The organism is Pseudomonas sp. 7-41, assembly GCF_021233075.1.
Taxonomy (GTDB): Bacteria; Pseudomonadota; Gammaproteobacteria; order Pseudomonadales; family Pseudomonadaceae; genus Aquipseudomonas; species Aquipseudomonas veronii.
The window spans coordinates 6,616,548-6,630,168 of the sequence record NZ_CP089551.1 but is presented as its reverse complement, the minus strand read 5'-3'; the positions used below and the strand labels follow the sequence as shown (position 1 = coordinate 6,630,168).

Annotated in this window: 10 protein-coding genes; 6 read left to right on the top strand and 4 right to left on the bottom strand. The window is 64.3% G+C overall.

The features are described 5' to 3' along the window. Nucleotides 1–255: 255 nt before the first annotated feature. Nucleotides 256–1,920, top strand: coding sequence for a putative bifunctional diguanylate cyclase/phosphodiesterase (locus LQ249_RS30335; protein WP_017846030.1), 1,665 nt, complete (start codon nt 256–258; stop codon nt 1,918–1,920). 50 nt (nt 1,921–1,970) lie between these two features. Here LQ249_RS30335 and LQ249_RS30330 read toward each other — a convergent pair whose 3' ends face one another. Continuing rightward, nucleotides 1,971–3,374, bottom strand: a complete 1,404-nt coding sequence (locus LQ249_RS30330) for a NorM family multidrug efflux MATE transporter (RefSeq protein ID WP_017846029.1) — start codon at nt 3,372–3,374, stop codon at nt 1,971–1,973. Between the two features lie 152 nt (nt 3,375–3,526). Here LQ249_RS30330 and LQ249_RS30325 point away from each other — a divergent pair, with 152 nt between their 5' ends. Together LQ249_RS30325 and LQ249_RS30320 are read left to right on the top strand one after the other, a co-directional pair. Then, nucleotides 3,527–4,447, top strand: a complete 921-nt coding sequence (locus tag LQ249_RS30325) for a LysR substrate-binding domain-containing protein (protein WP_232566095.1) — start codon at nt 3,527–3,529, stop codon at nt 4,445–4,447. Nucleotides 4,448–4,624: 177 nt separating this feature from the next. Further along, complete coding sequence (locus LQ249_RS30320; protein ID WP_046381657.1) at nt 4,625–6,601, top strand: methyl-accepting chemotaxis protein; 1,977 nt, start codon at nt 4,625–4,627, stop codon at nt 6,599–6,601. 17 nt (nt 6,602–6,618) lie between these two features. Here the strand turns inward: LQ249_RS30320 and pdxR are convergent, their stop codons facing one another. Beyond that, on the bottom strand, nt 6,619–8,118 hold the full coding sequence (gene pdxR / locus LQ249_RS30315) for a MocR-like pyridoxine biosynthesis transcription factor PdxR (protein WP_232566094.1): 1,500 nt from the start codon (nt 8,116–8,118) through the stop codon (nt 6,619–6,621). A 142-nt stretch (nt 8,119–8,260) separates the two neighbouring features. Between pdxR and LQ249_RS30310 the strand changes: the two genes are divergently transcribed. The 3 genes from LQ249_RS30310 to glyA are packed head-to-tail and all read left to right on the top strand — an operon-like array spanning nt 8,261 to nt 11,605. Next, on the top strand, nt 8,261–9,502 hold the full coding sequence (locus LQ249_RS30310; protein ID WP_232566093.1) for a benzoate/H(+) symporter BenE family transporter: 1,242 nt from the start codon (nt 8,261–8,263) through the stop codon (nt 9,500–9,502). Continuing rightward, the gene (locus tag LQ249_RS30305) at nt 9,499–10,314 is read left to right on the top strand and encodes a YggS family pyridoxal phosphate-dependent enzyme (RefSeq protein ID WP_232566092.1); all 816 of its coding nucleotides are present in this window, start codon (nt 9,499–9,501) and stop codon (nt 10,312–10,314) included. The genes LQ249_RS30310 and LQ249_RS30305 overlap by 4 nt, the downstream gene beginning before the upstream one ends. Nucleotides 10,315–10,339: 25 nt before the next feature. After that, complete coding sequence (glyA, locus tag LQ249_RS30300; RefSeq protein WP_046381661.1) at nt 10,340–11,605, top strand: serine hydroxymethyltransferase; 1,266 nt, start codon at nt 10,340–10,342, stop codon at nt 11,603–11,605. Nucleotides 11,606–11,615: 10 nt separating this feature from the next. Here the strand turns inward: glyA and LQ249_RS30295 are convergent, their stop codons facing one another. Both LQ249_RS30295 and LQ249_RS30290 read right to left on the bottom strand, forming a co-directional pair. Further along, nucleotides 11,616–13,133 carry a YifB family Mg chelatase-like AAA ATPase gene (locus tag LQ249_RS30295; protein WP_232566091.1) on the bottom strand — a complete coding sequence of 506 codons (1,518 nt, stop codon included), beginning with the start codon at nt 13,131–13,133 and terminating at the stop codon, nt 11,616–11,618. Nucleotides 13,134–13,347: 214 nt separating this feature from the next. Then, nucleotides 13,348–13,611 (bottom strand): accessory factor UbiK family protein, encoded by a 264-nt coding sequence (locus tag LQ249_RS30290; RefSeq protein WP_017845178.1) that lies wholly within the window; start codon nt 13,609–13,611, stop codon nt 13,348–13,350. Nucleotides 13,612–13,621 lie beyond the last annotated feature (10 nt).

The following is a 13,621-nucleotide window of genomic DNA, read 5'->3' as shown; positions in this document are numbered from 1 at the left end:
ACAGAGTTCAGGGAGTCGTTGTTCAAAAGGGCGGGCATTTTAACAGGCTGGTGAGATTCTGCTGCCTTGGATCGACGGTGTGACGTACCACTCGATCTAAATTTGCCGCTTTTGCTACTTTGCCGCAGGATGTGGGGGTATTTGCGACTTTTGTGCGTACTGCTCGTATTTGATAACTTTTATCATTTGTGAATGCTCGACCTGACGTCATAATACTTGCCGCCAACGAAATCTTGCAGAGTCTAGGGAGCTAGCTTGTCCACGCCTGTCGAACCCTTGCGTTTGCTGCTACTGGCCGATACGCCTGAGTGGGCAGCATTGTTGCGCGAGTGCCTGGTGCCGATGGGCGACGGGGCTGTGCTGATCAGCGCGCCCAACTGGGACTCGGTGAGTCGTCTGTTCGATGACGACCACAGCGCCGTGCTGTTGACCACGCCCAACCTGCAACCCGGCCCGGGCCGTTGCAGCTTGCCGTGCGTGTTGTTGCTGGAACAGGAGCCGTTGGTGGCGCCCCTGGGAGTCAGTGACTGGCTGATCCGTCTTGCCATGGACGCCGACACCCTGCGCCGCTGCCTGCGCCATGTGCGCGAACGTGGCGTGCTGGAAAACACCTTGCAGCGCCTGGCCGAACAAGACCCGCTGACCGGTATCGCCAACCGCCAGGGCTTCCAGACCCTGTTGGCCGCACGCCTGGCAGACAACGAAGGGCGCGGCCTGGCCCTGGGCCACCTGGACCTCGACAACTTCCGTCACGCCAACGATGCCCTCGGCCACCAGGCCGGCGACCGGCTGATCCTGCAAGTGGTTTCGCGGCTCAAGAGCCAGCTCGAAGCCGGCGACCAACTGGCGCGCCTGGGCAGCGATGAGTTTGCCTTGCTGATCGACACCCGCCGCGCGCCCCAGCGTGCCGAATGGATGGCCGAGCGCATCACCGAAGCCATGGCCGAACCGTATTGGGTGGATGGCGAGAGCCTGCTGATCGGTTGCAGCCTGGGCGTCGCGCATGCCCGCGCGCGTGCCGGCGCCGACCCGTTGATGTGGCATGCCCATATCGCCATGCAGCAAGCCAAAAGCACCCAGGGCTGCACCTTTCATATCTTCAACGAACGTATCAACCGCAACGCCCGCAGCCTGGCCGACCTGGAAAGCGAATTGCGCCGCGCGCTGCGTCGCGACGAACTGGAACTGCACTACCAGCCGCGCCTCGACCTGGACGACGGCCATATCGTCGGCCTCGAAGCCCTGGTGCGCTGGCGCCATGGCGAGCGCGGCCTGTTGCCGCCCAGCGAATTCGTGCCGCTGGCCGAACAGAGTGGGTTGATCGTACCGCTGGGTTACTGGGTGATCTCCCGGGCCCTGCGCGACATGCAGGACCTGCGCGAACGCGGCCTGCCGCCGCTGCATATGGCGGTCAACCTGTCGTTCCGCCAGTTCCAGGACAGCCAACTGCTCTCAACCCTCAGCCGGCTGATTGTCGAGCGCGGGGTGGATGCGCAATGGCTGGAATTCGAGCTGACCGAAACCGCCGTGATGCGCCGCAGTGACCTGGTCAAGCAGACCATGGACGCCCTCGGTCGCCTCGGTGTGCGCTTTTCCCTCGACGACTTCGGCACCGGCTTCTCATCGTTCGTCCACCTCAACAGCCTGCCGATTGCCTTGTTGAAGATCGACAAGAGTTTCGTCGGCGGCATGGAAGAGCGTGAAGAAAACCGCAAGCTGGTCCACGCCATGATCAACCTGGCCCACAACCTCAACCTGGAAGTGGTGGCCGAAGGCGTGGAAACCGCGGAACAACTGGCGCTGTTACGTTTGTTCGGTTGCGACCAGGCCCAGGGTTACCTGATCAGCAAACCGCTGCCATTGCCGGAGTTGGTGGACTACCTGACGTTCGGCAAGGACCAGCAGGCTTTGTTGGGCTAGCTCATCCTTTTCTTGCCAACCCGCCCCCACATTTCAACCGCGCAAGACTTCTAGTCGGTCTGCGCGGCATGGAATGAGCGTTGAGCGTCTGGCTCCTGCCGAATCATGCGCTTCATCTTCGCCTCGAACGCACAGGTCAGGCTGATCGCCGCACAGGCCAGGCCCAGCGCCAGGCCCCACCACACGCCGGTCGGCCCCCAGCCCAGGGTGAAGGCCATCCACCAGGCCGCTGGCGCACCGATCAGCCAATAGCAACCCAGGCCCACCAGGAAGGTGGTCTTGGCGTCCTTGAGCCCACGGATGCAGCCCATGGCGATGGTCTGCACGCCGTCGAACAGCTCGAACCAGGCCGCCACGGCCAGCAGGCTGACGGCGAGCACGATCACCTCGTGGAATGCTGGGTCGTTATGGTCGAGGAACAGCCCGACCAGCGGATCGGAATACAGCCACAGCACCGCGGCAAATCCCAACATCACCGCCGCGCCAAAGCCGATGCCGACACGCCCCGCCATGCGCGCCTGCAGCAGTTGCCCGGCGCCATAGTGCTGGCCGATACGCATGGTCACCGCGTAGGACATTCCCGCCGGCACCATGAACGCCACCGAGACGATTTGCAGCGCGATCTGATGCGCCGCCAATTGCGTACTGCCCATGGTGCCCATGCACAGCGCGGCGAAGGCAAACAACCCGACTTCCACCGCGTAGGTGCCGCCAATCGGCAGGCCCAGCCGCCACAGCTCGCGCAAGTAGTGGGTGTTCAGACGCAACAGGCCTGCGCTCAGCGGGTAGGCTGAGTACGCGCGGTTGCTGCGGATGTACGCCATCAGTGCCAGCGCCATGCCATTGGCGACGATGGCCGTGACCAGGCCGATGCCCATCAAGCCGAGTTTCGGCAGGCCGAACATGCCCTCGATCAACGCGTGGTTGAGCAGGTAGTTGACCACTGTGCCGCCGAGACTGATCACCATCACCGGTGTGGCTTTGCCGATCGCGCTGGTGAAGCCGCGCAGGGCCATGAAACTCAGGTAGCCGGGCAGGGCGAACGGCAGGATCGTAAGGAATTGCCCCGCCGCGTCCACGTTGGTCTCGGTCTGGCCGAACATCAGCAGCACCGGCTTGAGGTTCCACAGCAGCAGCGCCGCCGCCAAGGCCATCAGCCAGGCGAGCCACAGCCCGGCCTGGGTCAGGCGGGTGGCGCCGTCGATATCGCCCGCGCCGTGGCGGATGGCGACCAGGGTGCCCACGGCAGCAATCACGCCGATGCAGAAAATCGCCACGAACGAGTAGCTCGCCGCGCCCAGGCCACCGCCGGCCAGGGCCTCGGGGCTCAGGCGGGCCATCATCAGGGTGTCGGTCAGCACCATCAGCATGTGCGCCAACTGTGAGGCAATCAACGGCCCTGACAGCCGCAGAATGGCCCAGAGTTCGGTACGTGCCGGATGTTGCATGATCATCACGCTCAAATTTTCGGAGGAGGGGGAGAACGTCGATTCTCGGCGCTCTCAGCTCATTGCACAAAGGGATAAAAGCGATTGGTCGCATGATTAAAACTCATGCCTGATTGATTCTGGTAGGGTTTCAGCATCGTGCTGTCGGAGCTTTCCTTATGTCTCGTCGTCTTCCTCCGCTTTATGCGCTACGGGCTTTTGAGGCCGCCTCCCGACACAATTCCTTCACCCGCGCGGCGCAGGAGCTGTCCATCACCCAAAGTGCGGTGAGCCGGCATATCCGCACCCTCGAAGAGCATTTCGCCTGCCGCCTGTTCCTGCGCAGCGGGCGCAACCTGCAGCTCACCGAGGCCGCACGCTTGTTGCTGCCCGGGGTGCGCGAGGGCTTTGCCGCGCTGGAACGGGCCTGTCATACCTTGAACGCCGAAGATGACATCTTGCGCATGAAGGCACCCTCGACCCTGACCATGCGCTGGCTGTTGGCGCGGCTCAGCCGTTTCCGGCATTTGCAGCCGGGCAACGAAGTGCAGCTCACCAGCGCGTGGATGAGCGTGGATGAAGTCGACTTCAACCAGGAGCCTTTTGACTGCGCGGTGTTGTTGAGCGACGGGCACTTTCCGGCGGATTGGGAAGCCAGTTACCTGTTCCCGGAACTGTTGATTCCAGTCGGCGCACCCAATTTGTTGAGCGACGGCCCATGGGACGTCAATCGCCTGGGCAGCGCCGAGTTGCTGCACCCCACCCCCGACCGCCGCGACTGGCGTAACTGGTTGGAGCGCATGGGGCTGTCCGCCCAGGTGTCGCTCAAGGGCGGGCAGGTGTTCGATACCCTGGAGCTGGGCATGATCGCCGCCGCCCGGGGTTACGGCGTGTCCATGGGCGATCTGCTGATGGTCGCCGAAGACGTGGCCCAGGGGCGCTTGAGCCTGCCGTGGCCGACCGCCGTCGCCAGTGGGGAAAATTATTACCTGGTGTGGCCGAAAACCCGCCCGGGCGGCGAGCGTCTGCGCCGGCTGGCGGAGTTTCTGCAGGGCGAAGTGCAGGCCATGGTGTTGCCTGTCGTCGAGCGTCTCGATTGAATCGCTTCAGCGTGAGAGAGCAATCGTTTGCGTGATACCCCTGCACTTCGCTCAAGTATTGCCCGGCGCCGCCGAAGTAGGGGTGTTGGAACTATCGTGCACCAACGAATCTCACTAGATAATTTGCCGAGCAACGCTATGAGATCAGGATGATCCAGGCCTCGGCCAGGAGCTGTCATGTCTCAACCTCGTGCTCGGATCGCCTCCCAGCTAGGCCTCGCGTTAGCCGTGATTCTGGCTGTCGTCATCAGCGGCAGTACGGTTTTTGCCTTGCGTTCCCTCGACTCCGCCAACCTCGATACCCGGGAAGAACATCTGGCCAGCGAGGCGCGGCTGCTTGCCGATCAACTCAGTACCTTCCACGGCACCTTGCGCGAGAGCACCCAGCGCTTGAGCGGGCTGTTTGAAAAACGCTTCGGCGCCGGCTTGAGCGTGCAGGCGGATCAGCCGGTCGCCGTGGCCGGCGTGCAGACCCCGAGCCTGTACCTGGGCAAGGCGCTGCTGAACAACAACTTCGGTGACGTCGACGAGTTCAAGCAGATATCCGGCGGCGTGGCCACGGTGTTCGTGCGCAGCGGCGACGACTTTATCCGCATCAGCACGTCCTTGACCAAGCAGGACGGCAGCCGTGCCATCGGCACAGTGCTGGATCGCCAGGGGCCGGCCTACTCGCGGGTGGTCGGTGGGCAGACGTACATCGGCCGCGCCGTGCTGTTCGATCGCTCCTACATGACCCAGTACAGCCCGGTGCGCGACGCCAGCGGCAAAGTCATCGCGGTGCTGTTCATCGGCTTCGACTACACCGATGAGCAGAATGCCCAGTTCGACAACCTCAAGCGCTTCCGCATCGGCCAGACCGGTTCGCTGGCGCTGCTGGATGAACAGAAACACTGGCTGGTACCACCGGCCGGGGTGCAGGCGCCGGACCAGGCTGTGCCGGTGATGCTGGACCTGGCCAAGGCGCCCGGCAAGGGCCGCTTCTGGAGCGACAAGCAGGAAGATTTCTACAGCGTCTCGGTGCCGTTTGCCGGCGGCCCCTGGTCGGTGGTGGCGAGCATGCCGAAAGCCGAGATCCGCGCGGTCACGTGGTCGGTGGGCATTCGCCTGGTGATCGGCAGCATGCTGGCGATGCTGCTGGCGGTGGGCGCAACAGTGTGGTTGTTGCGCAGCAAACTGGCGCCGTTGAGCGACTTGGTACGCCAGGCCGAAGCCTTGGGCGGCGGTGATTTGAGCGCGCGCCTGAACGTGTCGAGCCATGACGAGATCGGCCAACTGGCGCGCAGCTTCAACCAGATGGGGGAAGCGCTGTCGACCATGGTGTCGCACATCCGCAGGGCCGCCGAAGAGGTCAACGGCCGGGCGCAGGCGTTGTCCGGTTTGTCCGGCGGTGCCTATGAAGGCATGGAGCAGCAGTCCGGCGAAATCACCAGCATGGCCGGCGCGGTGGAGGAATTCAGCGCCACTTCGCTGAACATCGCCGACAACATGGGCAACACCGAACGCCTGGCCCAGGAAAACGCCCAGCAGACCCGCATCGGCCGCAACTCGATGCAGGAGGCGTCGTCGTCCCTGGAACACATCGCCACCGCCCTGAACAGCACGGCCACGGTGATCAACACCTTGGGCCAGCGTTCCCAGGAAATCGGCGGCATCGTCGGCGTGATCACTTCGATCGCCGAACAGACCAACCTGCTGGCGCTCAATGCCGCCATCGAAGCCGCCCGCGCTGGTGAGCAGGGCCGTGGGTTTGCGGTGGTCGCCGACGAAGTGCGCAACCTGGCCTCGCGCACTCGCCAGGCCACCGATGAGATTTCCGGGATGATCCAAAGCATCCAGCAGGAAACCGGTAACGCCATCAGCACCATGGAACAGGGCAATGCGCTGATGCAGGAAGGCCTGTCACGCAACGCCGACGTGGCGTCGGCCCTGGCACGCATCGATGAGCAGAGCCGCTCGGCCGGGCAGCAATTCGCCGCGATCACCACCGCCACCCAGGAGCAGAGCAGCACGGCGACGTTGCTGAGCAGCAACCTGCAGAGCATTGCGCTGGCCAACAGCGAGCAACGCGAAGTGGTGTCGAACCTGGCGATTACCGCCAAGGAGCTGGAGACGCTGGCGGCAGGCTTGCGCCAAGAGGTCGATCGGTTTCGTTGAAGGCGCGCCTGGAGCGGCTAGCGCGTCTTGAGCGCGTTAGCCAGGCGCTGCATGGCGGTTTCGATTTCATGGGCGGTCAAGGACGAGTAGCCCAATAACCATCCCTGTTGCGTGGCCGCACCGGCATACAACCGGCTGAGGCCGGACAGTTGCACTCCCGCGCTGGCGGCCTGGCGGATGGTTTTTTCTTCCGACCACCCCTCATGCAGCACGCAAGGGATTTGCAGCCCGCCCTGGGGCCGGCATGCCGTGACCACATCGCCGAGGTACTTGCCGATGGCGTCGAGCATGATGGTTTGGCGCCCGGCGTAGAGTTTGCGCATTGCCCGGACATGGGCGTTGTAATGCCCGTCCTCCATGAAGCGCGCCAGCGTCAGTTGCAGGATTTGCGGGGTGTGGCCGTCCATCATGCTGCGCGCATAGGTGAAGGCCTTGACCAGTTCAGGGGGCAGCACCATGTAGCCCATGCGCAGGCCGGGGAACAGGGTCTTGCTGAAGGTGCCGAGGTACAGCGTGCGCTGGTACTTGTCCAGGCCCTGCACGCAGGCCGTGGGTTTGCCTTCGTAGTGGAACTCGCTGTCGTAGTCATCTTCGATGACCCATTTGCCTTTTTCCGCGGCCCAGTTGATCAACTCCAGACGCCGCTCCAGGGTCAGCGTGGCGCCGGTCGGGTATTGATGAGACGGCGTGACATACACGCAATGGGCGCCGCTGCGGTCGGCGTGCAGCAGGTCGGTGCGGATGCCCGCCGCATCGACATCGATGGGCACGACCTTGGCCTCGGCGGTTTCGAAGGCCTTCCTGGCGCCGTAGTAGCCCGGGTTTTCCAGCAGGATCGGTTTGCCGACGTCCACCAGCAGTTGCGCACACAGAAACAGCGCCTGGCGCGTACTGCTCAGCACCAGGACCTGGTCGGGCGAGCACTTCGCCCCACGCTCAAGGTTCAAGTACGTCGCGATGGCTTTGCGTAACGACTCGGCTCCTTGCGGGTCACCGTGCAACAGCACGCTGCTGCGATAGTCCTTCATCACCTGGCGCTGCAGGCGCTCCCACACATCGGTCGGGAACGAGCGGGTTTCGGGCAGGCCCGTGGCGAATGCCTTGATCACCTGTTGATCGTTCACGCCGCCGCTGTCGAGGATCATCCGCCCGCGCAGGCTCAAGCCGGCGCCCGGTGCGGCCTGGCTGGTTTTGACGGCCTGCGCCTTGATGCGGCGGCGCGAGGCACCGCGCAATTCGGTGCCGATGGCCTCGCACACGTAACTGCCGGAGCCCTCGCGCCGCACGATAAAACCATCGCGGTGCAACTGCACGTAGGCGTTCTCCACCGTGTCGCGCGCGACCCCCAACGACGTGGCCAACACCCGCGTCGCCGGCAGCTTCAGGCCCGGCGAGAGTGCGCCGTCGAGGATCAAGGCGCGCAGCGCGCGTTGAATGCGCTGGTGCAGGCCCAACCGCTGGAATTGCGCGTCGTTGAGGCGCATCTGCAGGGTTTCCAGCTCGAAGGATTTCGCCATGCGGTCTGCCTCGTCCTGAAGAATTGGCCGGTAATAGCAGGCCAGTCTATCCGTAGACTTTCACCTGTGCCACTGCCTTCACGCCGGCCAATGACCCATCACGCGAGGCTCAACCCCTCGTCTGGCAAGGAGCAAAGTCCCTATGTCTTCGTCAATATCGCCGTCGCCGCTGCGCCCGCGCGACCTGTTGCACCCCATCGTGGCCGGGCTGATTTCAGTCATCGTCAATTATGGCGGTACGTTCATTCTGGTGTTCCAGGCGGCCAAGGTGGCCGGGCTCAGCCCCGAGCTGACGGCTTCGTGGGTCTGGTCGGTATCGATCGGCGTGGGGGTGACCGGGCTGTTTCTCAGCTGGGTGAGCCGTGAGCCGATCATCACCGCCTGGTCGACCCCTGCTGCGGCGTTTCTGGTGGTCGCGCTGTCTGTCACGCCTTACGCCGAGGCGGTCGGCGCGTACATGGTTTCAGCCGTGGCGTTTGTGCTGCTGGGGCTGTCCGGCTGTTTCGAAAAAGTCATCCGGCTGATTCCGCCGGGCATCGCGGCGGCCATGCTGGCGGGGATTCTGCTGCAGTTCGGCATCGGCGCGTTTGGTGGCATGAGCCTCGACCCGGTGCTGGTCGGCGTGTTGATCGCCGCTTACGTCGGGCTCAAGCGCTTTACTGCGCGCTACGCGGTCGTCGGCATTCTGCTGCTGGGCTTGGGATTCCTGCTGGTGCAGGGGCGGGTGGACTTGTCGGGCCTGTCCCTGCAACTGGCGGCGCCGGTATTCACCCGGCCCGAGTTTTCGCTCAATGCGTTGCTCAGTGTGGCGCTGCCGCTGTTTCTGATCACCCTCACGGGCCAGTACATGCCGGGCATGCTGGTGTTGCGCAACGATGGTTTCAAGACCAGCGCCAACCCGATCCTGACGGTGACCGGGTTGGGGTCGCTGCTGATGGCGCCGTTCGGCTCGCACGCGTTCAACGTCGCGGCCATCACGGCGGCCATCTGCACGGGCAAGGAAGCCTCGGAGGACGCGTCCAAGCGCTGGGTCGCCGGGGTTGCCGCTGGGGTGTTCTACATCCTCGTCGGGGTGTTCGGGGTAACGCTGGCCGCCGTATTCATGGCGTTCCCGCCGGCATTCATCACCACGCTGGCCGGCTTGGCCCTGCTGGGCACCATCGGCGCCAGCCTGGCCAGCGCGATGGCGGACGTCAGGTCGCGTGAAGCCGCGCTGATCACCTTTCTGGCGTGCGCCGCCAACATCAACCTGCTCGGGATCGGCGGCGCGTTTTGGGGGTTGTTGATCGGGTTGGCGGCGTATGCGTTGCTCAACGGCCGCTTGCCACGTCGCCGTGCGCCGGCTTCCGAGGCGGTGGCGGCGGCCAAGGGAGCGGCCCAATGATGCGCGCCGAACCGCCAGCCAGCGCCACCCTGCATGCGCGTCACGGGCGTTACCCGCAGGCCACCAGCGTGGAGGACTTCCGGCGCAATCTGGCGGCCGTACAGCAACGTATCGCCAGTGCCTGTGGGCGGGTCGGACGCGACCCGGCGAGCGTGCGCTTGTTGCCGGTCAGCAAAACCTTTGACGAGGCGCACCTGCGCCTGGCGTATGCGGCGGGCTGTCGGCTGCTGGGTGAGAACAAGGTGCAGGAAGCCCAGCGCAAATGGCAGGCCATGAGCGATCTGGCCGATCTGCAGTGGTCGGTGATTGGCCACCTGCAAACCAACAAAGCCAAGCAGGTCGCGCGCTTTGCCAGTGAGTTCCAGTCGCTGGACAGCCTGCGAGTGGCCGAGGCGCTGGATCGTCGCCTGCAGATCGAAGGGCGCCAACTGGATGTGTTCGTGCAGGTGAATACCTCCGGGGAAGCCAGCAAATACGGCCTGGAGCCGCACGCCGTCGCGGGTTTTCTGCAGGCCCTGCCAGCGTTCCCGGCCTTGCGCGTTCGCGGGCTGATGACGCTGGCGCTGTTTTCGGCCGATGTGGCCCGCGTGCGCCCGTGCTTTGTGCGGCTGCGCGAACTGCGCGAGCGCCTGCGCGATCACGCCCCGGCGGGCGTCAGCCTGGAGGAATTGTCGATGGGCATGTCCGGGGATTTCGAGATTGCCATCGAGGAAGGCGCGACCGTTGTCCGCGTCGGCCAGGCCATCTTCGGCGCCCGCGCCATGCCGGATGACTACTACTGGCCGAGCGCCGATCAACCGTCAACGACCTGACTTTTTCAGCAAGGACCTGTTCATCATGTACGACTCAACATTGACACTTGAAAGCTTCGACCCGCAGCTGTGTGAGGCGATTCATAACGAGGAGCGCCGTCAGGAAGACCATGTCGAGCTGATCGCTTCCGAAAACTACGCCAGCCCGCTGGTCATGAGCCTCCAGAGCACGGTACTGACCAACAAATACGCCGAGGGCTACCCCGGCAAGCGCTACTACAGCGGCTGCGAATACGTCGATGTGGCCGAGCGCCTGGCCATCGAACGGGTCAAGGCTCTGTTCGACTGCGATTACGCCAACGTGCAGCCCCATGCGGGCGCCCAGGCAAACGCCGCGGTGTTCCTGGCCTTGATCAACCCCGGCGATACGGTGATGGGCATGAACCTGGCCCAGGGTGGGCACCTGACCCACGGCAATCCCTCCAACTTCTCGGGCCGGCATTACCACATCGTGCCTTACGGGCTCGACCCGCAGACGGGCTTGCTCGACTACGACGAGATGGAGCGCATCGCTGTGGAAACGCGGCCGAAGATGCTGATCGGCGGGTTTTCGGCCTACTCGCGGTACAAAGACTGGGCGCGCATGCGGGCGATTGCCGACAAGGTCGGTGCGATTTTCTGGGTCGACATGGCTCACGTCGCCGGCTTGGTCGCCGCTGGCGAGTACCCGGACCCGTTGCCGCACGCTCACGTGGTCACCAGCACCACGCACAAGACCTTGCGTGGCCCGCGAGGCGGGTTGATTTTGTCCAAGGGCCAGGACGCAGCGTTTTACAAAAAACTCGATTCGGCGGTGTTCCCGGGTGTTCAGGGTGGGCCGTTGATGCATCAGATTGCCGCCAAGGCGGTGGCCTTCAAGGAAGCCTTGAGGCCCGAGTTCAAAACCTACCAGGCCCAGGTCGTGGTCAATGCCCGGGCCATGGCGGCCGTGTTGCAGCGGCGCGGTTACAGGATTGTCTCGGGTGGCACCGATAACCACATGATGTTGATCGACCTGTCCGACCGGCCTTACACCGGCAAAGACGCCGATGCGGCCTTGAGCAACGCCGGCATCACCGCCAACAAGAATTCGGTGCCCAACGATCCGCGCTCCCCCTTTGTCACCTCGGGGCTGCGCATCGGCACGCCGGCCGTCACCACCCGCGGTTTCGGCGTGTTCGAGTGCGAGCAACTGGCCGCTTGGCTGTGCGATGTCCTGGACGCCCTGCAACGCGGGGAGAGCGATAGCGTTGCGCTGCAGGTGCGTGAACAGGTGATTGCGCTGTGCCGCCGACACCCGGTTTATCGCTGACTTTTCCCTTCTAAACGTTGGCGCTGTCGACCTGACTGGAGGCTGAGGGGCGGTATTGCAGGGCTTCGGCGATGTGGCTGCGGCGGATGCTGTCTGTGTGTTCCAGATCCGCCAGCGTGCGGGCGACCTTGAGCAGGCGGTGGGCCGCGCGAAGGGACAGGGTCAGGCGCTCGCAGGCGCTTTCCAGCCAGGCTTCATCCGGCCTCGACAGCGCGCAATGCTGGCGCAACCCCGGTAGGTCGAGGAACGCATTGGCGCAGCCCTGGCGCTGTTGCTGGCGGTCCCGGGCCTGGGCTACCAGTGCCGAGGCGGTGGACGTGTTGTCGCCGGGCTGCGGGGCCGGGTTCAGCGCGGTGATTTCGCGAGCGACGGTCAGGTGCAGGTCGATCCGGTCCAGCAACGGCCCGGAGAGTTTGTTGCGATAGCGCTGGACCTGCTCCGGCGTACAGCGACAGCGCGCGCTGGGGTCGCCCATGTAACCGCAAGGGCAGGGGTTCATTGCGGCGACCAGTTGAAAGCGCGCCGGGAAACTCACGCGGTCGCGGGCGCGGGAGATCACGATATGCCCCGACTCCAGTGGCTCGCGCAAAACCTCGAGCACCTTGCGATCAAACTCCGGCAGCTCATCCAGGAACAGCACCCCATGGTGGGCCAAGGTGATTTCCCCCGGTTGCGGCTTTGACCCTCCACCCACCAGCGCCGGGCCGGAGGCCGAATGGTGCGGCTGGCGAAACGGCCGATGGGGCCAATGACTCAGGGGCGCCAGGCTGACCACTGATTGAATCGCTGCCACTTCCAGCGCTTCGTGCTCACTCAGCGGCGGCAGCAAACCCGGCAGGCGGCTGGCGAGCAAGGTCTTGCCGGTGCCGGGCGGGCCGCTGAACAACAGGTTATGCGCGCCTGCCGCAGCGATCAGCAATGCGCGTTTGGCGGTGAGTTGGCCCTGGACTTCGCTGAGGTCCGGGTAAGGTTTGTTCAAGTACAGCAAACCGTCAGACTTGAAGGGCTCGATCGGCACATGCCCATTCAGGTGCGCCACCACCTGTAGCAGGTGGTCCACCGCAATCACCTTCAACCCCGATGCCAGGCAGGCCTCTTCGGCATTCGCCCGGGGCACGATCACGCTGCGCCCGGCCTTGCGCGCCGCGAGCGCTGCCGGCAACACACCTTTCACTGCGCGTACCTCGCCCGATAGCGCCAATTCCCCCAGGCATTCCACGTCGTCGAGCATCTGCGTCGGCACCTGCACGCTCGCCGCGAGAATCCCGAGGGCTATCGCCAGGTCAAAACGCCCGCCGTCCTTGGGCAGGTCGGCGGGCGCGAGGTTGAGGGTGATGCGGCGGGACGGGTATTGCAGCGCGGAGTTGAGGATGGCACTGCGCACGCGGTCCTTGCTTTCCTTGACGGCGGTTTCCGGCAAGCCCACCAGGGTGAGCGATGGCAGACCATTGGCCATGTGTACTTCGACGCTGACGGCAGGGGCTTCGACGCCGATCTGGGCGCGACTGTGGACGATGGCGAGGGACATGCTCATTCCTTGAAAGGGCGGGCCGCTTCCTGCGGTTTTTCAAGGGTAGACGAGGTGGGGTGGAGCGGGACGCGGGAGGTTTTACAGAACGTATCCGCAGAGTGACGCAGAACAGGTGGGGGCGCTGGTTTGCGTGCGATAGGGGCGGTCAGGCGTATCAGAGGGACCGAGGTGATTCCATCGCAGGCAAGCCAGCTCCTACATTGGTCGGGGGTTATTCAGAGGCTGCCGGGGTCAACCGTGCTTCCAGCTCCGCCACTTTCGCCTCCAGGCTTTCCAGGCGTGCTCGGGTGCGGGCCAGCACCACCATTTGGCTGTCGAACTCTTCCCGGCTGACCAGGTCGAGCTTGCTGAAGCCGCTTTGCAGCAAGGCCTTGAACTGGCTTTCGATTTCATTGCGGGGCAGCGGGGTCTCGCCGCTGAACAGGCGGGAGGCATGGCCGCTCAGGGCGTCGAGGAGGTCTTTGGGCGCGAGCATGGGAAATATT

Bases quoted from the DNA above. Each gene is read 5' to 3' on its own strand.
- LQ249_RS30330 (WP_017846029.1), bottom strand. From the start codon at position 3,374: ATGATCATGCAACATCCGGCACGTACCGAACTCTGGGCCATTCTGCGG.
- LQ249_RS30325 (WP_232566095.1), top strand. From the start codon at position 3,527: ATGTCTCGTCGTCTTCCTCCGCTTTATGCGCTACGGGCTTTTGAGGCC.
- LQ249_RS30320 (WP_046381657.1), top strand. From the start codon at position 4,625: ATGTCTCAACCTCGTGCTCGGATCGCCTCCCAGCTAGGCCTCGCGTTA.
- pdxR (WP_232566094.1), bottom strand. From the start codon at position 8,118: ATGGCGAAATCCTTCGAGCTGGAAACCCTGCAGATGCGCCTCAACGAC.
- LQ249_RS30310 (WP_232566093.1), top strand. From the start codon at position 8,261: ATGTCTTCGTCAATATCGCCGTCGCCGCTGCGCCCGCGCGACCTGTTG.
- LQ249_RS30305 (WP_232566092.1), top strand. From the start codon at position 9,499: ATGATGCGCGCCGAACCGCCAGCCAGCGCCACCCTGCATGCGCGTCAC.
- glyA (WP_046381661.1), top strand. From the start codon at position 10,340: ATGTACGACTCAACATTGACACTTGAAAGCTTCGACCCGCAGCTGTGT.
- LQ249_RS30295 (WP_232566091.1), bottom strand. From the start codon at position 13,133: ATGTCCCTCGCCATCGTCCACAGTCGCGCCCAGATCGGCGTCGAAGCC.
- LQ249_RS30290 (WP_017845178.1), bottom strand. From the start codon at position 13,611: ATGCTCGCGCCCAAAGACCTCCTCGACGCCCTGAGCGGCCATGCCTCC.